General features: G+C 51.2%; 15 protein-coding genes. 3 read left to right on the top strand and 12 right to left on the bottom strand.

What is annotated here, in order from left to right:
• Nucleotides 1-6 precede the first annotated feature (6 nt).
• The 7 genes from wcaE to EHN13_RS14195 all read right to left on the bottom strand — a co-directional run bounded on the left by wcaE (nucleotide 7) and on the right by EHN13_RS14195 (nucleotide 7879).
• Nucleotides 7-753, bottom strand: a complete 747-nt coding sequence (wcaE, locus tag EHN13_RS14225; RefSeq protein ID WP_124021614.1) for a colanic acid biosynthesis glycosyltransferase WcaE — start codon at nucleotides 751-753, stop codon at nucleotides 7-9.
• 5 nt (nucleotides 754-758) lie between these two features.
• On the bottom strand, nucleotides 759-1976 hold the full coding sequence (gene wcaD / locus EHN13_RS14220) for a colanic acid polymerase WcaD (RefSeq protein ID WP_124021613.1): 1218 nt from the start codon (nucleotides 1974-1976) through the stop codon (nucleotides 759-761).
• A complete protein-coding gene (gene wcaC, locus EHN13_RS14215; protein ID WP_048212042.1) occupies nucleotides 1951-3168 on the bottom strand; it encodes a colanic acid biosynthesis glycosyltransferase WcaC in 1218 nt (405 codons plus the stop codon). The genes wcaD and wcaC overlap by 26 nt, the downstream gene beginning before the upstream one ends.
• A 37-nt stretch (nucleotides 3169-3205) precedes the next feature.
• On the bottom strand, nucleotides 3206-4048 hold the full coding sequence (wcaA, locus tag EHN13_RS14210) for a colanic acid biosynthesis glycosyltransferase WcaA (protein ID WP_005128312.1): 843 nt from the start codon (nucleotides 4046-4048) through the stop codon (nucleotides 3206-3208).
• A 77-nt stretch (nucleotides 4049-4125) separates the two neighbouring features.
• The gene (wzc, locus tag EHN13_RS14205; protein ID WP_124021612.1) at nucleotides 4126-6288 is read right to left on the bottom strand and encodes a tyrosine-protein kinase Wzc; all 2163 of its coding nucleotides are present in this window, start codon (nucleotides 6286-6288) and stop codon (nucleotides 4126-4128) included.
• A complete protein-coding gene (gene wzb / locus EHN13_RS14200; protein WP_115602254.1) occupies nucleotides 6285-6734 on the bottom strand; it encodes a low molecular weight protein-tyrosine-phosphatase Wzb in 450 nt (149 codons plus the stop codon). The genes wzc and wzb overlap by 4 nt, the downstream gene beginning before the upstream one ends.
• A gap of 5 nt (nucleotides 6735-6739) precedes the next feature.
• Entirely contained in the window at nucleotides 6740-7879 is a 1140-nt protein-coding gene (locus EHN13_RS14195) for a polysaccharide export protein (protein ID WP_048212045.1), read from the bottom strand.
• Nucleotides 7880-8535: 656 nt separating this feature from the next.
• Between EHN13_RS14195 and EHN13_RS14190 the strand changes: the two genes are divergently transcribed.
• Nucleotides 8536-10119, top strand: coding sequence for a TerC family protein (locus EHN13_RS14190; RefSeq protein WP_048212046.1), 1584 nt, complete (start codon nucleotides 8536-8538; stop codon nucleotides 10117-10119).
• Nucleotides 10120-10163: 44 nt separating this feature from the next.
• On the opposite strand, the gene asmA is transcribed toward EHN13_RS14190, so the two are convergent.
• The 3 genes from asmA to udk all read right to left on the bottom strand — a co-directional run bounded on the left by asmA (nucleotide 10164) and on the right by udk (nucleotide 13357).
• Nucleotides 10164-12017: an outer membrane assembly protein AsmA gene (gene asmA, locus EHN13_RS14185; protein ID WP_124021611.1), complete on the bottom strand. Its 1854-nt coding sequence runs from the start codon at nucleotides 12015-12017 to the stop codon at nucleotides 10164-10166.
• A 25-nt stretch (nucleotides 12018-12042) separates the two neighbouring features.
• On the bottom strand, nucleotides 12043-12624 hold the full coding sequence (dcd, locus tag EHN13_RS14180) for a dCTP deaminase (RefSeq protein WP_003036774.1): 582 nt from the start codon (nucleotides 12622-12624) through the stop codon (nucleotides 12043-12045).
• Nucleotides 12625-12715: 91 nt separating this feature from the next.
• Entirely contained in the window at nucleotides 12716-13357 is a 642-nt protein-coding gene (udk, locus tag EHN13_RS14175) for a uridine kinase (RefSeq protein ID WP_005128328.1), read from the bottom strand.
• A 315-nt stretch (nucleotides 13358-13672) separates the two neighbouring features.
• Here udk and EHN13_RS14170 point away from each other — a divergent pair, with 315 nt between their 5' ends.
• Nucleotides 13673-17002: a diguanylate cyclase gene (locus EHN13_RS14170; RefSeq protein WP_124021693.1), complete on the top strand. Its 3330-nt coding sequence runs from the start codon at nucleotides 13673-13675 to the stop codon at nucleotides 17000-17002.
• Here the strand turns inward: EHN13_RS14170 and alkA are convergent.
• Complete coding sequence (alkA, locus tag EHN13_RS14165) at nucleotides 16970-17839, bottom strand: DNA-3-methyladenine glycosylase 2 (protein ID WP_115602256.1); 870 nt, start codon at nucleotides 17837-17839, stop codon at nucleotides 16970-16972. The two genes, EHN13_RS14170 and alkA, sit on opposite strands and share 33 nt — an antisense overlap.
• Before the next feature lie 136 nt (nucleotides 17840-17975).
• Between alkA and yegD the strand changes: the two genes are divergently transcribed.
• Nucleotides 17976-19328 (top strand): molecular chaperone, encoded by a 1353-nt coding sequence (gene yegD / locus EHN13_RS14160; protein WP_124021610.1) that lies wholly within the window; start codon nucleotides 17976-17978, stop codon nucleotides 19326-19328.
• Nucleotides 19329-19427: 99 nt separating this feature from the next.
• Here yegD and EHN13_RS14155 read toward each other — a convergent pair whose 3' ends face one another.
• Nucleotides 19428-19487 (bottom strand): type I toxin-antitoxin system Ibs family toxin, encoded by a 60-nt coding sequence (locus EHN13_RS14155; protein ID WP_101741518.1) that lies wholly within the window; start codon nucleotides 19485-19487, stop codon nucleotides 19428-19430.
• Nucleotides 19488-19532 lie beyond the last annotated feature (45 nt).

The following is a 19532-nucleotide window of genomic DNA, read 5'->3' as shown; positions in this document are numbered from 1 at the left end:
GTGACCTTACGTTTTACCATATAAGTGTTTTGTCTTACCGGTTGTACGCAGACGTATATATTCAGAAAATTCAGCCCAAAAACCGGGCATACGCAATATTTGACGTTGGACTCTTTTGGCATCCCGACACAATTCCAGATTATTCGTAGTCGATACGCCGCCCATGGAAAACTCCGACACTAAACCAGTCAGTTTTTTAAACGCGAACCCGGACTTGTATAATTTTGCTGCCAGCGCATAATCCGATGATATTTTATATTGCAAATCATAATGCCAGGTTTGCAGCCCCGTCAGCGGAAAAAATATTGCCTGATGACTGGCTGGCAAACTGTGGTAGATATACCAACCCGGTTTAGCCCGGCGCGTCATTTTTTTACCATTACCAAAATCCAGCAAAGCATCGCCAATCACCATCGCTTTATCACTCTGCGTTTTTAACTGGCGGATAAAATGTGCAGAATCGGCATGCAGAATATCTCCAGAGTTGAGAAAGAGTGCAAAGCGCCCGCGCGCCATAGCGATACCTTTGTTCATTGCATCGTAGAGACCGTTATCAGGCTCGCTGACAAAACGTAACTGGTGCTCTCCATTGAGATTTTCCAGGAACGCCGGAGTACCGTCTGTTGACCCCCCATCGATAACAATCCACTCAAAGTTGATATCGCTCGCCTGCGCAAGATGCGCCAGTGACGCATGGGTTTTGACGATCCCGTCCAGATTGCGAAAAGCGACGGTGATAATACTCAGCAGCATGTAAATTACCTCGCGATATTCAGCGCCTTGCGCAAAATAAACGGACATACAATTAAAAACGCATATTCCGGACTAAATACTGAACCGGTGAAAAACAGCGACAACGGTGTAAAAAGATAAAGCTGCACCCGATAATTCTGATTATCACCAAACGCATTCATCATCATTTTCGTTACTTTTCCCATGTACCACAGGGATAATATTACGGCGAACCACGAAAAATAGATAATTAACAAATACAAACCATTGTCTATCGTTTTACCTACATCTGCACCGTTAAAGATTCCGAATGATGCAACATATTCATAAAGTGAGCCAAATCTCACTACACCATCGACATTCAGTAATGAATAGCCAACCATGACCAACGGTCCTACTATGCGATAATAAGATGAAGAGCCTTCAGTACCTAAATCACCAAGACGCGTCGTGATGTAGGGGAAGGCAAATATCACGCCCACCATAAACACACTCAGCGAAATAATTGCCAAGGGTAACTTCTTTTTTATCGCATCCTTATTCAGATACTGAAACGCCCACTCCAGCAGGTAAAACAAAATAAATGTCATCACCCCTGAAAACGATCCTGACAATATCACCCCTGCCAGAATCATAGCATCGGTCTTGGGCATTTTGATACCAAACTGTTTGATGCTGAGCCAAATTGAGATTAACGCCAGAGCGAAAAATGCAGGCTCAAAATAGAGTGCGGTGGTACGCTTCCCACCAAATTTAATAAAGTTCAGCACATAGCTATTGCTGTAAATAAGATATTTCGAAATAGCTTCCATTATACTGCTGCCACCGCTGAGAATGATCTGTGCCATTTCAATGGCAGCCACACCGACCACTAACCCCACCACCAGCCAGAATAAACGCAAAATTTTAGGATAGTTATGTGGCGAAATGGTTTTAAAGCGAATACTCCACACCATGCCAATAATGATCACGGTATAGATAAACAACATGGCAGATGTTACATACTTGCTGGCATCCAGCGATTGGCCAAACAGGTAGTTAAACACCGCCAGCCCCCCACCCACTCCCAACGCAATCAACAGCTTTTTAATATTGATACGGTCAACAAACAGCAGTAGCAACAGTGGTAAGAAAGTGACAACGGTGACAGGGAAACTTTCACCCAGTTGCGCAAGCTTGACGTTAACCAGCAGATAAAGCAGCGGCAACACCAGATAGCTACAGACCCTGATAGTACGAGACATATTCCTCCAGCATCTGTTGTCCGCTGTATGCTGTCCGGCTCTGCTGGCTAAAGGTAGCCAGCGAGGTGTCAAATACCGCCTGTGCAATTTCTGATTTTTTCAGTTGTACCAGATGCAGAACATCCGCTTCACTGAATGTTTTGCCGCCTGATTTTGCCAGCACTTCCTGTGCCGCCTCACTGTGCGTGGCGATAACCGGTACACCGATAGAAAGCGCTTCGCACAAGATTAGCGGATAGTTATCAACCCGCGAACTGAACACCAGCCCATCCATCTGATTTAGCGCCCCCATCAAGGTTCGTTTGTCACTTTCAAACCCATGGTTGATGACGTTTGCTCCGGCAAACGGGGAAAACTTACCGAAGGTATGCAGCTCTATTTTGTCACCGAGCGCGATAAGCGCCTGGACCAGTTGCTGGCTTGTTTTGCCGTCATAGCGCAAATCATGGGCCACCACGGCAATTTTCGGTCTGCCCAGCGGCTCATGCTGAACCGGCAAGTCAGCAAGAATCGCTTCCGTCGCCACATCGATACCGTTATTGATGATGTGACAACACCCGGCACCGTACAGGCTGTTAAATGCTTCCGCCACATGTTGACTGGGCGAGATAAACTGGCAGCCAAGCGCCAGCATCGTACGAAACATTTGACGTTTCCCGGGCAGCTGCTGATGCGCTTTATCAACGTTAACCGGGGGATAGTTGCTTAACGTTGGACATTTCTGGCAGCCCGTTTTCCAGCCTTCGCAGCCATCGGTAAAGGCGCAGCGTCCGGTAACACTCCAGTGATCGTGCAGCGTCCACACAAAGGTGATATCGGGCTTATGTGCCTTCACCTTTTGGCAAAACGCCACTACCTCTTCGAGGTTCAGCCAGTAACTGTGCAGCACATGGAAATGCAGAACCAGCGGGCCCGCGGTGCGGATGATTGTGCGATACATACTGTCGAGGTTGCCAAACAGATCGCGATTTGCGAGGCGAAACAGGGCAATATTCGCCGCCGACGTCAAACGCGGCGCATGTTTAATCACGTGCGGATAATTTCCGTGACTGGCGCTTCTCTTGCCTCCTTTGCCATAACCGTATACAAACCGCGACACCCACCCTTTTTCCAGCGCGCGCAGGTGTAAATCCAGCGCGACCCCGGCCGCCCCGCCTTCGGCAAGCCGAACATTAAATTGCAGAATATTCATTGCATTACCTTTGCTCTCACATGTTGACTCAGCATACTTAACGTCCTCGCAGACCGTCAGCCAGGCGTTTGCCGTTACGGATGGAAAGCAACGTCAGCAATGTGCGCCAGTTCATCCGCTTGTTACGGATCTGATAAAGAGTAAACAGCTGATATTTTTTACTCGCCCGGTCAAATTTACCTTTGTGTTTGCGATAGAACTGGAAGTAACCGGAGAACTTATGTGGGGATGAGGTAATACGCATCTCGCCGTGATTCACATGCAGGATCTGCGTCGCCTCTTTCACCTTCCAGGGTTTACCGTAGGCCACGACCATGCGCAGAAAAATGTCGTAATCCTGCGCGGCTTTTAACGTCGTATCAAACAGGCATGCTTTGAAACGCCAGGCCCAGCTAAAGACCTGATTACCAATGATATTGCGTTTATAAAATCGGCGACGTGAGTACATCGATTTTGGATACAGCGGCAGACTGGCTGGCTGTGAATAAACCTCACCTTCACAGACATAATCATCAGCGTATAGAAAAGCATGCGTTACCAGTTGATGACGAGACTGAAGGAATGAGCTCAGGCGATTCGGCGTCCACTCATCGTCATCATCAATCCCCGTAATGTACTGCCCACTGGCCTGCATGATGGCCTGATTGCGTACTGCGCACGCGCCGGAGTTCATCTCGTTATGCGTATAGCTCACGCGTGGATCGTTTAACGCCTCAACAAACTGTTGCAGCTGCTCATACTCGGCAGAGCAATCATCGACAATGATCATTTCCCAGTGACTATAGTCCTGGCGCAGCACCGATTTAATCGCCCGGATAGCCAACTGCTGGCGGTTCCAGGTGGGCATATAAATAGAAATTAGCGGGTTGTCTGTCGTCATTTTTTTGTCCCAGATAAAGTTGCCAGATGGCGCTACGCTTATCAGGCCTACATTCGATATGCGTTGCTGTTAGTTATCTATTTCGAATCCGACGTGTATTCGTATTCGTAGTAACCGTAATCCTGATACCCGCTGGCGCGCCGGAAAATGGAGTTGAGGATCACCCCTTTCACCTGAATTCCGTTTTGCCCGAAACGACTCAGACTGGTTTCCACCTCTTTCAGCGTATTGACCGCGTAACGCGCCACCATCAGCGTGGTTCCGACGTGGCGACCAACGATAGCCGCATCGGTCACGGCCAGTATTGGCGGCGTATCGATCAGCACCAGGTCATAGTTCGCACTGGCCCAGGTCATCAACTCGCCAAAGCGCTCGCTCATCAGCAGTTCTGAAGGATTAGGGGGAACCTGCCCGCGAGGGACCAGGTCAAAATGTGCAATTGAAGTTGGTTTTGCGCAGGAGGGAATGTCACCCTTGCCGCTAAGGATCTCAGACAGACCGTTGACGTTATTGGTCCCGAGCAGCTCATGGGTATAGCCTTTACGCATATCACAGTCGATCAGCAGTACGCGCTTGTCGGTCTGACTGATAACCGCAGCCAGGTTGGCACAGACAAATGTTTTGCCGATCGACGGGCTGACCCCGGTAAGCATCAGCACATTATTACGTGATTGCATCATGGCGAAGTGCAGGCTGGTACGCAGGCTGCGCACCGCTTCTATCGCGAGATCGGTCGGATTCCCCACAGCCAGTAACTGACTTTGCTTGTAGCGTTTCACACCTTTGATGGTCTGAACGTTATCACGCGCTTTTTGCCATTCTGACAGGGGAATGCTGGCATACACGCTGATGCCGTGCTCTTCAAGCACCTGCGGGCTTTCAATACCGCGATTGAACAGCGACCGTAGCAGCACGCCAACCACTGAAAGCATCAAACCAAGTAGGATACTGCCGAGAATAATCAGCGCCGTTTTCGGTTTCAGGACACCAGGCTGGGCAATGGCAGGATCGACAATGCGCACATCGCCAACCGTACTGGCCTCCGTGATCTTCAGCTCCTGCTGTTTATTCAGCAGTTGCATATAGACCTGCTGGCCGGACTCCACGTCACGCGTCAGGCGGACAATTTCCTGCTGCGTTTTCGGCATCGCCGTCACGCGCCCGTTAAGCTTGTTTTTTTCATCTTCCAGCGCCTGGCGTTTTTCCAGCAACGTGCGATACGCCGGGTGCGCTTTGGTGAACAGTTTGGAGATTTCAGCTTCTTTAAAGGTCAGTTCATTTAACTGAGCATCAATATTTACCATCGAGTCCAGCACCGCTTTGGCCTCCAGCGGTAAATCGACGGAGTCTTTATCCTGACGAAATGCATTCAGTTTGTTTTCGGCAACGTCCAGACGGTTGCGCACCTCCGGTAATTGTTTTGCCAGAAATGCCAGGCTTTTAGCGGCCTCTTCAGATTTACGCTCCACGTTCTGTTGCAGATAGTTGCGGGTAATACTGTCAAGGATCTGGCGGATTTGTTCACGATCTTCCCCCGTGAAGGTCAGACTCAACACCCCGGTATCTTTACCTGTTTCCGTCACCATCAGGTTATTTTGCAGATTGTTGATCGTGCCAAGCGTGGAGAACTTACTGACGGTAAATTCGCTACCCGGACTGGCATGAATCGCCTCAACCAGCATCGTTACACCGTCATGGTTCAGTAACTGCCCAACCTGGCCACGAGCGCTAAAGCCGCCGTCACTCGCCAGTTGATAACTTTTGTCGTTCAGTACGTTCAACGTGAAGGTCTGTTCATTCATTGACGTTGGCAAGGCGAAAGTCGTTACATTGACCGTTTCATTCTGGCGGCCCATCAGACGGTCCCAGCCGGCACCAAAAAGAGGAAATGAATCTTTAGTGACGGAAATATCCAGATTAAGATCGTCTACCGTTTTGCCCAATACCCGCCGTGACTGAATAAGCTGAATTTCTGCTTCAGAAGCAGGTGGCTTGTTGGATAACGCCGAGCCAATATCCTGAACTAACGAACTGCCGGTGTTTTGCTCTATTTGTACCAGCGCATCGGCACTGTAGATCGGCGTGGCAAACAGGGTGTAGAGCGCCGCACATAGCGCAAATGCAGCGGTTATGCCCAGTACCCACCAGCGTGCTTCGACTACGGTCCCCACCAGACGTCCGATATCGATTTCATCGCTGCCTGTTGCCGACGTGGCAGACTGTTTTTCTTTTTCTGTCATTGTTTTCCCTGCTCCGCATTCAGTGCCTGGGCCCATTGGTGGGCAGACCGCTCAAGTAGTGCATACACCGCATCAAACGCATCACGGCTTTTACGATACGGGTCAGGTATTTCGCGTTCGCTGTCCCAATGGCCAAACAGCATTACTTTGCCGCGCATCTCCGGCACCATTTCACACAACGCCGTAATATGGCGTTTTTCCATGGTCAGGATCAGGTCATACTCCCGACACATCCGTCCCGAGATTTGCCGTGCACAATGATTTTCCAGCGACAAGTTATGTGCCTGCGCCACACTGATGGCGCACGGATCGGCGCCCTTGCCTACCAGCGCGCCGAGACCAGCGGAAGACACCGTCAACGCCGGATGAAATTGCCTTAACAAGCGCTCTGCCGTCGGAGAACGGCAAATGTTCCCCACACAGACAACTAAGATTTTGTTAAACATGGCGATTACCAGTTGTGAAGGTCGCTGGCCGTATCCGTCATATAACGAACACCGCTAATGGTCGGCAGCAACTGATTGATCAAACGGTTCCAGCGAGCAACCGGCGCGGTCGTGACATACACCACATCGTAAGGCTGGAGTCGGAAAGAGGTCGCCATCACCAACGATGTCGCGTCAGACATATCAAGCTGGTAGATATTGGCTATCTTGCCGTTATGTCCACCCTCGCCTTTTAATGGACGAATAACAAAGATGCCACTGGCATTGGAGGTGGTCAGGTCGATGCCCTCCGCATTACCCAGCGCTTCGGTGAGTGTCATACCGCTGAAGTCCATCTTGAGGGTGCTCTGTTTTTTCACCTCACCCATCACGAACACTTTCAGGTCGTCATTTCGTGGGACAAACAGAATATCGCCAGGATAGAGCAGACGGTTCTGGCTCAGATCGCCATTTTGCATTAGCGCTTGCAGTGAAATGCGTTGCTCCTGCCCTTTGTGAGTCAGCACAACGTTGCGCCAGTCGGCCGCTTCTGTGAGGCCGCCTGCGGCATTAATAGCATCAAGGATAGTAAGAGGTACGTTGGTGATGGCCTGCTGACCGGATTTATTCACCTGCCCGGAGACATATGCCTTTTGCGAGCGGAATGCGGCGATATTAACGTCCACCTGCGGGTCTGCGATGTACTTCGCTAAGCGCCCGGTAATATCACTACGAATTTCTGCCAACGTTTTTCCCACTACGCTAACTTTGCCAATGTAGGGATAAAACATGGTGCCATCAGGTTGCACCCAGTTTCCTGTATCGCTTGAGCTACGATACTGTCCCGCAGGCGTGGTGAGTTCGGGATGATCCCAGACGGTGACATTCAGGACATCGCCGGGTCCGACCCGGTACTGATACCCGGAGATCTCCTGATCCAGCGACATATTAGGTTGAGCAACATTCGGTCGCGGACGCAATTGTTCAACCAGTCGAGGGGTAAGCGGATAAACATTCACCATCCGGTTGATATCAAAATCGGCATCCTGCTGCTTAATCACATCTTTGCCCATGGTAGACATATTGCTGCCCGGAAACACGGTACAACCGTTGATCAATATTACCGACACCAATACTGGCATCAATTTAAGTTTGGATTTCATCATTGATTATTTATCACTTTGGCAGAGTCATTATCACGTGCGTTTTAAATAGCGATTACGCCTGTTTGCATTCACCTTGCCGTTAATTGAATAGAAATTTAACTGGCATCAGTCCTAAAAAAAATGAATCCATCTGCAGTCTCTTGACAGAATAATTTAGGTTTATCATCAGGCGACCAGGCACGCTACCGCCCCTGGCTTTATTGGCTACCAATGCACTGATTAATTTATATTTTTACCATCCTCGCCGTTGTCATCATATTCATAGCGCCTGCCCATCAGTAATAGCATGGTGCGATACTGGCAACATATTTCTCTTTTGATTATTACGGGAAGAATTGTTGCAGCTAACCGAATAGCAGGCAAGATAACAAGCCCTGAAACGTAGCCTTTTAAGATTAATATTAAGCATAAGGTATGTATATTTTTAGGATTTTATTGATGTTGACAATGTTAATATATAAATATCCAGCCTGCGATATTTCCTAAATATAACTGCATAAATAAAGCCATTTCTTGCAGTTACCTTCCGACTATTCTCTCGCCTCTGTCCTGATATAAAGGGCAGAGAAATCCCTTCTCGCCATTGCATTTTTCGTCGGTTTTACCCATGATCGAATTGTGACAATTGTCATATAACTATGGGTATAGCATTTACTATGGAATGGATTGCCGATCCGTCAATCTGGGCCGGACTCGTCACGCTAATCGTGATTGAACTCGTTCTTGGCATTGATAATCTTGTTTTTATTGCCATCCTCGCGGAGAAACTCCCGCCATCCCAGCGGGATAAGGCGCGTATTACCGGGCTACTGCTGGCGATGGTTATGCGCCTGCTGCTGCTGGCATCAATATCATGGCTGGTGACGCTGACCACACCTCTGTTCAGCATTCGGGACTTCAGCTTCAGCGCCCGCGACCTGATCATGCTATTTGGCGGTTTCTTCCTGCTATTCAAAGCGACGATGGAGCTTAACGAAAGGCTGGAAGGGAAAGACAGCGACAATCCCACCCAACGTCGGGGTGCGAAATTTTGGGGCGTGGTCGCGCAAATTGTGGTACTTGATGCCATTTTCTCACTGGACTCGGTGATCACCGCTGTTGGTATGGTTGATCATCTGGCGGTCATGATGGCGGCGGTGATCATTGCCATCAGCCTGATGATGCTGGCCAGTAAATCGTTGACCCGCTTTGTTAACAGCCACCCAACTATTGTTATTCTGTGCCTGAGCTTCCTGTTGATGATTGGTTTCAGCCTGGTCGCGGAAGGCTTTGGTTTTCGCATACCGAAAGGCTATCTGTACGCGGCTATCGGCTTCTCGGTCATGATAGAAGCCCTGAACCAGTTGGCTATTTTTAACCGTCGTCGCTTCCTGTCGGCTAACCACACGTTACGCCAGCGTACCGCCGAGGCGGTGATGCGTCTGATAAGCGGTCAAAAAGAAGATGCCGAGCTGGATGCCGAAACTGCCGCTATGTTGGCGGATCATCATGAAGGCCAGATTTTTGCACCACAAGAACGGCGGATGATTGAGCGCGTACTGAACCTTAATCAGCGAACCGTCAGCAGTATCATGACGTCACGCCATGATATCGAGCATATTGATCTCAATGCTCCGGAAGCAGAAATTCGCACACTACTGGAGAAAAACCAGCATACGCGCCTGGTCGTAACCGGAGAAGATGAACAGGAAGAACTGCTCGGTGTGGTGCATGTAATTGACCTTCTGCAACAGTCGCTGCGTGGCGAACCGCTCGATTTGCGCGTCTTACTTCGCCAGCCGTTGGTATTCCCGGAAACCCTGCCGCTTCTTCCTGCGCTGGAGCAGTTCCGTAATGCCCGTACACACTTCGCTTTTGTGGCTGATGAGTTTGGTTCGGTGGAAGGAATTGTGACGCTCAGCGACGTGATGGAAACCATCGCGGGTAACTTGCCAAATGAAGTCGAAGAGATCGACGCTCGTCATGATATTCAGAAAAATGCCGATGGGTCGTGGACGGCAAACGGCCATATGCCGCTTGAAGACCTGGTGCAGTATGTCCCGATCCCATTAGATGAGAAACGTGAGTACCACACCATTGCCGGGCTGTTAATGGAGTATCTGCAGCGCATCCCGAAAACCGGAGAGGAAGTACAGGTTGGCGACTATTTGCTGAAAACCTTGCAAGTAGAAAACCATCGAGTGCAGAAAGTCCAGTTGATACCACTGCGCAGTGAAGAAGAGATGGATTACGAGGTATAAGCGACATGCCGGATGGGGCTGAAGCCGCCATCCGGCACCAGGGTTCAAAGTTTATCCAGCAGCTTTTTAACGTCTTTGCCGTTGCGAGAGTCTTTGTTGCGATCGGCCCAGTCGTTCAATCGGCGTTTCGCTTCATCCTGCATATGCTTACGCAAGAGTTGGTCCACCTGCAGGTTATAGTTCAACGACTGCCACTTACCATAGACCCTGAGCGGAACTGGGGTCGCTTTGAGGAAATCGATCAATTTACTTTCCCCATTCCATCCGCCCAGCACGCGCACGTTAAACTGAGTATCACAATTTTGCTCAACCAGATCTAACGTGCCCTTACCCGAAAGCGCCAACATGGCAGACTGCCCTTCCATGTTATCCAGCGTAACCTTGCCGTTATCCAGCGTCAGATCGGTCACAAAGCGATCCAGCCGCGTCGCATTATCCAAATCCTGTTGTGACCCTGCATTACCGCCGCTACGTTCAACCGCCTGTTGCACCAGTTGCTGGAAGTTCATGCCTTCCATACGCGTGCCGCTCATCTCAACATTGGCCTGTCCTTGCCAGCTGTGGCGAAATGCCTGCGCATCAATGTCAGAGCCCGAAAAATCGCCAGCCAGTGACAGCTTGCCAGTAAGGGCTATCGGATAGTCAAAAGCTTTCAGGATAGTGCCGATTTCTACGCCTTCCAGCCGTGGGTGAAAGACTGCCCGTGGTGAGCCTTTTCTGGCATCCAGCGAACCTGGAAGTGAGATCAATCCACCGTCACTTTTCCCCTGCAACTCATTGATATTCAACAAGCCAGCCTGGTTGACGATTTTTGCAGAAACATGATCAAATGCCATTTTCCGCCAGAGAACTTTATCCGCCTGTAGTGCAATGTTGGCGGAAAATCCTTGCAGCCCCTGATAAGAGACGGCATCAACCTGCGAGGAAATGACTGGTCGCGCCAGCGTCGACTGGCTCTGACTCTGCTGTGCCCCGGTATCTGTCGCCGCCAGAGCATCATGCTGTACAATCAGGTTATCCAGATTGAGCTGGCCGAATTTCAGATTGACGTCCCATGCGGGTTTCTCCGCCAGCGTCACCTGAGCTTGCCCGGCGAGTGAACTGTCATTAGCAGTTAAGTTAATCTGCGTAAAGTTGAGCTGTTTTTTCTCTTCCTGCCACCGAGCCTGAAGCTGACCCTGGCCGCGGATCCCCTGCGGCGGCAAGTCAGCGCCCTGTAACTGCCAGCTCAGCTGCTCAATATTGGCGACTAAATCATGCGGATAGTCAGACGCATCGACAGCGCCGCTGATGGACAACGTCAGGTCGCGCTGGTCACGGTTAACGCGGCCGGTGAAATCGAACGTTCCACGATGCTGGGCATCCTGTTCCATATTCAGGTGAATATCACGAACCGTTATCTGTTCATCGTCTTCATGCTGGAATACCAGAACGCTGTCAGCCACGCGCAGGCGAGCGATATCAAACGACCATCCACGATCCTCTGCCAGATCCGGCAGTGTATTATCTTTTGGCGCAACAGGGGCATCGACTCCGCGCACAGCCTCGGTTTCAGGTATGAGTTGAATCACCGCGCCTTTGAGCATGACTTGCTTTACGCTGAGTTGGTGACTCAACAACGGCCACAAGGCGACGTCCAGACGCATATTGTCGGCACGAACCAGCGGTTCGCTGGCACCTTCGGCCGTTAGCATCATGCGCCCGGAGAGAATGCTCAACTGGGGCCATACGTGCCAGCGCAGAGGACCATCCAACTGCAGTTGATATCCGCTACGCGCCGCAACTTGCTTCACCATGTATGCGCGGAAATCATTCGGATTAACCAACAATACTAACGCAGAGAAACCGGCCACCAGCACGACCAGAATAATCATCAGCGTCGTCAGAAATCGTCTCATGCTATCCCCAATGGACTGAAAACACTCAGTCTTTATCGATCCGGCTGGCTACCGCGCCCTGCTGATCGCGATACTTCGCATCCTGGCGACGGTTGTAAGGTCGCGCTGCCGGGCCGGAAAGCGGTTCGAAGCTCAGTGCCCCTATCGGCATACCGGGGCGCAGAGCCAACGGTAATTTTCCTGAGTTGTAAAATTCCAGGACGATGCACCCCGACCAGCCCGGATCAATACGGTGTGCCGTAACGTGTACCATCAGGCCCAGACGTGCCAGCGAAGAACGGCCGTCTAACCAGCCAACAAGGTCGGAAGGCAGCGTAACGGATTCGAAAGTTACCGCCAGCGCTAATTCACCCGGATGCAGGAAAAACGCCTCACCGTCTTTGAGGACAATTTCATCACTCATTACGCGGTCAAGCGCAGCACTGACCTCATCCTTCGGTCCGCTCAAATCGATATACGCCGCCGTATGACCGCGGAACGTACGAAATTTGTTACCAAGACGCACATCTACCGTTGCGCCATTGATACGCTCGACAGGAGGACGTGGATTGATCGACAGACGACCTTCATCCAACCAGGCTTCAATATCTCGGTCACATAAACGCATGGCACTTTCTCCTTTCGTGCTTCAAACCCTTAATGCCAGGCGCGTTAAGGGTGAACCAGGTTATCACTGAACGGTACACAATTCGCTGAACTTATTCAAAGAACTGACTGATTTTCGCCTTCAGAATATCGATAGCAATGCGGTTTTTACCCCCGCGAGGCACGATGATATCGGCGTATTGTTTTGAAGGCTCAATAAATTGCAGGAACATCGGACGTACGGTTTTTTGGTATTGCGCCATCACCGAATCCATTGAACGACCACGTTCATTCACATCCCGTTTGATACGGCGCATCAGGCAAATATCCAACGGCGTATCAACAAAAATAGAGAAGTTCATTTCATCACGCAAACGCGCATCCGTCAGCAACAAAATGCCTTCCAGAATAATGACTTTCTTGGGTTCAATATGAATAGTTTCTTGTGTGCGCGTGTGTTCAACATAGCTATAAACGGGCAATTCAATGGCGGAACCACGTTTAAGTGTTTGCAGATGCTGAAACAGCAAACTGTGATCCATCGCGTTCGGATGGTCGTAGTTCGTTTTTACGCGTTCTTCCATCGACAGATGGCTTTGATCCTTGTAATAGCTGTCTTCGGGAATAACGCCAATATGTTCGTCACCGACTTGTTCACGCAATTCGCGATAAAGGGTACTGGCAATAAGACTCTTGCCGGAAGCCGATGCGCCGGCAATGCCGATAATGACGCACTGATGGGACTGATCAGTCATAAATTTAGCGACCTGATTAACCTGGATGTAAGGAAGGGCGGCGTCGAAACGCCAAACGCGGCAATTATAGGGATTTCAGCAGCGCGATGCCAGCCCAGGCTGCACCAATGCTTTCCCTGTCGCAAATTAAAACGGTTAATTTTAAAGCAGGCTCAAATTTTATTCACCCGCCTTAGGAATTAATGGCTTGGGCGTGTTAATTTATGAGCAACTGGCGTATAAATTGTAAATTATTTGTACTAGCATAAACGAAGATTAAACGTGATGCGGCCGGTAACTCTGCTGGCCGACATCGGCTATTTGGGTAAAGTGGTAATGAGTAAACAATTCCAACATGTTTTAGTTACCCTACCCCATCCTCTGCTGCGCCTGGCCAGTTTAGGTCTGGTAGCATTTATCTTTACGCTATTTTCGCTGGAGCTGTCGCGCTTCGGTACCCAACTGGCACCGCTTTGGTTTCCAACCTCAATCATGATGGTGGCGTTTTACCGCCATGCAGGAAAAATGTGGCCCGGGATAGCGCTGGCTTGCTCATTCGGCAGCATCGGCGCGTCTTTGCTGTTTTTTCCTGGAGGTTCGCTTAACTATACTTATACGACCATCAATATTATTGAAGCGGTCGCCGGCGCGATGTTATTGCGCAAACTGCTCCCATGGTATAACCCTTTACAGAATCTGAATGACTGGGCGCGTTTGGCCTTGGGTAGCGCCGTCATCCCTCCGCTGTTAGGTGGTGTGCTGATGTGGCTACTGCTCCCGGAGGGAACCTCGTTAAATACGTTTCTCATTTGGGTGCTTTCCGAATCCATCGGCGCGCTGGCGCTGGTGCCATTAGGTCTGTTATTCAAGCCTCATTATCTGCTGCGCCACCGCGATCCACGTTTACTGCTTGAGACCCTCATCACGCTGCTCGTCACCTTAACGTTCAGTTGGCTCTCCATGATGTACGTGCCGTGGCCGTTTACCTGCGTCATTGTGTTGCTGATGTGGAGCGCCGTCCGTTTGCCGCGTATGGAAGCATTTTTAATTTTCCTCAGCACCGTCCTGATGGTCTCTCTGATGCTGGCGGCCAACCCATCGCTGCTCTACACCCCGAAAGCGAATGTGATGACAAGTATTCCGTGGCTGCCGTTTTTGATGATTCTGTTGCCAGCCAACATGATGACTATGGTGATGTACGCATTTCGGGCCGAGCGAAAACACATCTCGGAAAGCGAATCGCGTTTTCGTAATGCTATGGAATATTCCGCGATTGGCATGGCGCTGGTCGGTACCGAAGGGCAGTGGTTACAGGCAAACAAGGCGTTGTGTCAGTTTCTTGGCTACAGTCAGGAAGAGCTGAGAGCGCTGACCTTCCAGCAGCTCACCTGGCCGGAAGATCTGAATAACGACCTCGAACAACTCGGCATGTTGGTCCGTGGTGAAATCAACAGTTACTCCATGGAAAAGCGCTATTACACGCGCGCGGGCGACGTTGTCTGGGCATTGCTGGCCGTTTCGCTGGTACGCCACAGCGACAACACCCCGCTCTACTTTATTGCACAGGTTGAAGACATAAACGACCTGAAGCACACCGAGTGGATGAATAAGCGGCTGATGGAACGCATTACCCTCGCCAACGAAGCGGGCGGTATCGGTATCTGGGAGTGGGAACTGCAACCCGACGTGATCAGTTGGGATAAGCGCATGTTCGATCTCTATGAAGTCCCGCTACATATCAAACCCAGTTGGCAAGTCTGGTACGAGTGCGTCGTACCGGAAGATCGCGAGCATGCTGAAAATGTGATTCGCGACTCTCTGGCCGCACGAATTCCCTTTAAGCTCGAATTTCGTATTGCAGTACGTGACGGCGTACGCCATATCCGCTCGTTGGCTAACAGGGTACTGAATAAAGACGGAGAAGTTGAACGATTACTCGGTATCAATTTGGATATGACCGAAGTGAAGCAGCTTAACGAAGCGCTGTACCAGGAAAAAGAGCGCCTGCACATCACGCTGGACTCAATCGGCGAAGCGGTGATTTGCATTGATGTCGACATGAACGTGACCTTCATGAACCCGGTTGCCGAGAAGATGAGCGGCTGGCAGCAGGGCGACGCGATAGGTATTCCGTTACTGACAGTGCTGCGAATTACCTTTGGCGATAACGGCCCATTGATGGAAAACATCTACAGTGCCGATATGTCGCGTACTGCCATAGAGCAGGAGGTGGTTCTGCATTGCCGTAACGGCAGCAGTTACGACATTCAGTACAGCATTACGCCACTCAGTACCCTTGACGGTGGTAGCATTGGCTCCGTACTGGTCATTCAGGATGTCACCGAGTCGCGTAAGATGTTACGCCAACTGAGCTACAGCGCGTCGCATGATGACCTCACCCATCTTGCTAACCGGGTCAGCTTCGAGAACCATCTGAAACAATTGCTACAAGCCGTACACAATACGCATCAGCGCCATGTTCTGGTCTTTATCGATCTGGATAGGTTTAAAGCCGTGAACGATAGCGCGGGCCATGCTGCAGGCGATGCCCTGCTGCGCGAACTTGCTTCTCTGATGCTCAGCATGCTGCGTACCAGCGATGTACTGGCTCGTCTCGGTGGCGATGAATTCGGCCTGTTGCTGCCGGATTGCAACATCGAAAGCGCTCGCTTTATCTCAGGCCGTATTATCAGCGCCATCAACGAGTATCAGTTCAGGTGGGAAGGCCGTCTGCACCGCATAGGCGCCAGTGCGGGTATTACGCTGATCGATGAGAAAAATCATGTCGCGACTGAGGTCATGTCTCAGGCAGATATCGCCTGTTATGCCGCCAAAAATAGTGGGCGTGGCCGGGTCTGCGTGTATGAACCCCAGCAAAGTCAGACGCACGACTCACGGGAACTGCTGTCGTTTGATGAACAGAAGCACATTATTGCGCACAACCCGATGCTCATGATCGCCCGGGGAGTGGCCTCTCCACGCATTCCTGAGACATTCAGCTTCTGGCTACTCTCACTGCGCCTGGGAACAGAGGACGGTGATGTTATCGAAGAGCATATTTTCCGTACCGGACTCGTTGACCCCACGCTTAATCATGCGCTTGACCGCCGGGTTTTTAACGAATTTTTCCAGCATGCAGCGACGGCGATTGCCAGTAAGGGGCTCAGTATTGCCCTGCCCCTTTCTGCCGCCGGACTGTTGAGTACCGAACTTGTGGATGAACTGCTGGCGCAGTTGCAGCATAGTCCGCTACCACCACGCTTATTACACCTGACCGTTCCAGCTGGAGTGATGAAATCGCATCCAGCTCAGAGCCTATCGGCCATTCAGCGACTTCGTCACGCGGGTTGTCGGATTATTTTAAGCCAGGTCGGACGCGACTTAGAGATTGTTGAAAACCTGAAGTTTCACACCGTCGATTACCTGTTACTCGACAGCGAGATCAGCGCCAGTGTTCACGGCAACCTGATGGATGAAATGTGGGTTTCTATTATCCAGGGTCATGCACAGCGACTGGATATCAAAACGATCGCCGGCCCTGTGCAAATGCCGCTTATTATGGACGCACTTTCTGGTATCGGTATTGATATGATCTACGGCGACATCATTGCTGATGCTCAGCCGTTGGATCTGCTACTCAATACCAGCAACTTCGCTATCAACTGACGGCTGCCACCCTTCCGTATACCAGATATGTAATAACGCATAGGAGCGCCACGGCTTCCAGCGCTCGGCATAGCGCCGGATCTGGGCTGGTGTCATGCCCGGAAAGCGTTGTTTGATCAAATAATCGTCAGGAAGAAAAACATCTTTCGCCTGCCAACCGCGTAGCGCGAAATAATTGGCAGTCCAGCGCCCTATACCGGGAAACGTTTGTAAGTGCTTTACGCCTTGCTCAATATCAACTGGTGCAACCGATGCAAGCCTTCCGGTAAGCATTGCTCGTGCCAGATGAATGAGCGCTTCGGCGCGTTTGAGCGGCATCCCTAAGGCTTTCAGATGCAAAGGCTCAGCTGCAGCCAGCGCTTGTGGTGTGGGAAAACAAACATACTCAGGCGCGTCATCAAGCCGGTCACCGTAGGCGCGTACAACTTTCGCGGTCAGTTTTGCCGCCATTGCAACGCTAACTAACTGGCCTAATATCGCCCTCACACCTTGTTCAAAGGCATCGACAGAGCCAGGCAGCCGCAGTCCAGGACGCGCTGCGCCCAGGCTGCCCAGCGCGTTAGCAATATGCTGTGGGCAACAGCGAAGATCGAACAACCGCTCAATTTTGGCGAGGCATTCTGGCGCAACGGGCTGTAACCCCGGACTTAGCCTGACCTGCAGCTGGTGTGTCTTCAGGTCAGGCACTACGCTCACCAGTCCACGATATTCACCGATAACCAGGCTTCTGGTGTAATACAGCTCCCCGACGGTTTCGACGCCATCCACCGCACGGGCGGCAAGAAACCCTAGCATCCAGGACCAGTCATAAGGCGGCTGCCAGCTCAGTGTTAACATTCAGGTGTCCTTTTTAGTTAAACCTACAGCATAAACAGTATTCAATCGATACGCCTTGCTTTCATATTCCAGTTGTCGGGGCGGCGACATTTCGCTAAAGTCACGCCCCTTCTTCACTGGCATGGGGATTTCTACGGTGTTTATTGGTTTTGACTACGGTACGGCAAACTGTTCAGTAGCCGTAATGCGTGACGGGCAGCCACACTTGCTCAAAATGGAAAACAACAGCACGTTACTGCCCTCAATGCTTTGTGCGCCTACGCGCGAAGCGGTGAGCGAATGGTTGTATCGCCATCATGATGTCCCCACGACGGATGCCGAAACACAGGCGCTACTGAGTCGTGCAATGCGCTATAACCGCGATGAAGACATCGATGTTAGCGCCAATAGCGTGCAGTTTGGTCTGGCGTCACTGGCGCAATACATTGACGACCCGGAAGAGGTGTACTTTGTTAAATCGCCAAAATCATTCCTGGGTGCTAGCGGTCTGAAGCCGCAGCAGGTTGCGCTGTTTGAGGATCTGGTCTGCGCGATGATGCTGCATATTCGCAATCAGGCGCAAAACCAGCTGCCGGAAGCGATCACCCAGGCCGTTATCGGTCGCCCGATCAACTTCCAGGGGTTAGGCGGTGATGACGCCAACGCCCAGGCGCAGGGTATTCTTGAACGTGCGGCCAAACGCGCCGGTTTTCAGGATGTCGTCTTCCAGTACGAGCCGGTAGCCGCGGGTCTGGATTTTGAAGCAACCTTGCAGGAAGAAAAACGCGTACTGGTGGTGGACATCGGCGGTGGCACCACTGACTGTTCGCTACTGCTGATGGGGCCGCAATGGCATCAGCGCGCCGATCGCGAAAACAGCCTGCTGGGACACAGTGGCTGCCGCGTGGGCGGTAACGATCTGGATATTGCGTTAGCCTTTAAACATCTGATGCCACTGCTGGGCATGGGCGGCGAAACGGAAAAAGGCATCGCATTGCCGATTTTACCCTGGTGGAATGCGGTCGCGATCAACGATGTTCCCGCGCAAAGTGATTTCTACAGTACCGCCAATGGACGTTTACTCAACGATCTTGTCCGCGACGCGAAAGAAGCCGATAAAGTAGCCTTGCTGCTCAAAGTCTGGCGCGAGCGTCTGAGCTATCGCCTGGTGCGCAGCGCAGAAGAGAGCAAGATCGCGCTTTCCGACCAGACTATTGTAACGGCGGCGATACCGTTTATCAGCGACATGCTGGCAACCGATATTAGCCAACATGGACTGGAAGCCGCGCTCAATCAGCCCCTGGCGCGCATTCTGGAGCAGGTCCAACTGGCGCTGGACAACGCGCAGGAAAAACCGGACGTGATTTATCTGACCGGCGGCAGCGCGCGTTCACCGCTGATTAAAAAAGCCCTCGCCCAGCAGCTTCCGGGGATCCCTATCGCGGGTGGCGATGACTTCGGTTCTGTCACCGCCGGTCTGGCCCGCTGGGCTGACGTTGTTTTCCGCTAAGCCGCTCGCAAGCTGAAAGGTGTGCGTATTGACATCACCGTTGCTGTGGCTTATTTTCAGGAGTGAGGGTTAGGGAGGGTTTCCCCTCCCCCTGGTGTCTTAGTAAGCCGCGAAGCTAATGACTAAGAGTATCACCAGTATGATGACGTACTTCATCATAACCCTTTCCTTATTTTGGCCCCTTCCTCGGGAGGGGCTTTCCCG

It is taken from the genome of Citrobacter youngae, from assembly GCF_003818115.1.
Classification (GTDB): domain Bacteria; phylum Pseudomonadota; class Gammaproteobacteria; order Enterobacterales; family Enterobacteriaceae; genus Citrobacter; species Citrobacter youngae.
This window is presented reverse-complemented; position numbering and strand designations above follow the sequence as displayed.

What these genes read in the sequence shown, in the direction of transcription:
- wcaC (WP_048212042.1), bottom strand. Translation starts at nt 3,168, where the DNA reads ATGAATATTCTGCAATTTAATGTTCGGCTTGCCGAAGGCGGGGCGGCC.
- wcaD (WP_124021613.1), bottom strand. Translation starts at nt 1,976, where the DNA reads ATGTCTCGTACTATCAGGGTCTGTAGCTATCTGGTGTTGCCGCTGCTT.
- EHN13_RS14195 (WP_048212045.1), bottom strand. Translation starts at nt 7,879, where the DNA reads ATGATGAAATCCAAACTTAAATTGATGCCAGTATTGGTGTCGGTAATA.
- EHN13_RS14170 (WP_124021693.1), top strand. Translation starts at nt 13,673, where the DNA reads ATGAGTAAACAATTCCAACATGTTTTAGTTACCCTACCCCATCCTCTG.
- alkA (WP_115602256.1), bottom strand. Translation starts at nt 17,839, where the DNA reads ATGTTAACACTGAGCTGGCAGCCGCCTTATGACTGGTCCTGGATGCTA.
- wcaE (WP_124021614.1), bottom strand. Translation starts at nt 753, where the DNA reads ATGCTGCTGAGTATTATCACCGTCGCTTTTCGCAATCTGGACGGGATC.
- wzb (WP_115602254.1), bottom strand. Translation starts at nt 6,734, where the DNA reads ATGTTTAACAAAATCTTAGTTGTCTGTGTGGGGAACATTTGCCGTTCT.
- udk (WP_005128328.1), bottom strand. Translation starts at nt 13,357, where the DNA reads ATGACTGATCAGTCCCATCAGTGCGTCATTATCGGCATTGCCGGCGCA.
- wcaA (WP_005128312.1), bottom strand. Translation starts at nt 4,048, where the DNA reads ATGACGACAGACAACCCGCTAATTTCTATTTATATGCCCACCTGGAAC.
- wzc (WP_124021612.1), bottom strand. Translation starts at nt 6,288, where the DNA reads ATGACAGAAAAAGAAAAACAGTCTGCCACGTCGGCAACAGGCAGCGAT.
- dcd (WP_003036774.1), bottom strand. Translation starts at nt 12,624, where the DNA reads ATGCGTTTATGTGACCGAGATATTGAAGCCTGGTTGGATGAAGGTCGT.
- asmA (WP_124021611.1), bottom strand. Translation starts at nt 12,017, where the DNA reads ATGAGACGATTTCTGACGACGCTGATGATTATTCTGGTCGTGCTGGTG.
- EHN13_RS14190 (WP_048212046.1), top strand. Translation starts at nt 8,536, where the DNA reads ATGGAATGGATTGCCGATCCGTCAATCTGGGCCGGACTCGTCACGCTA.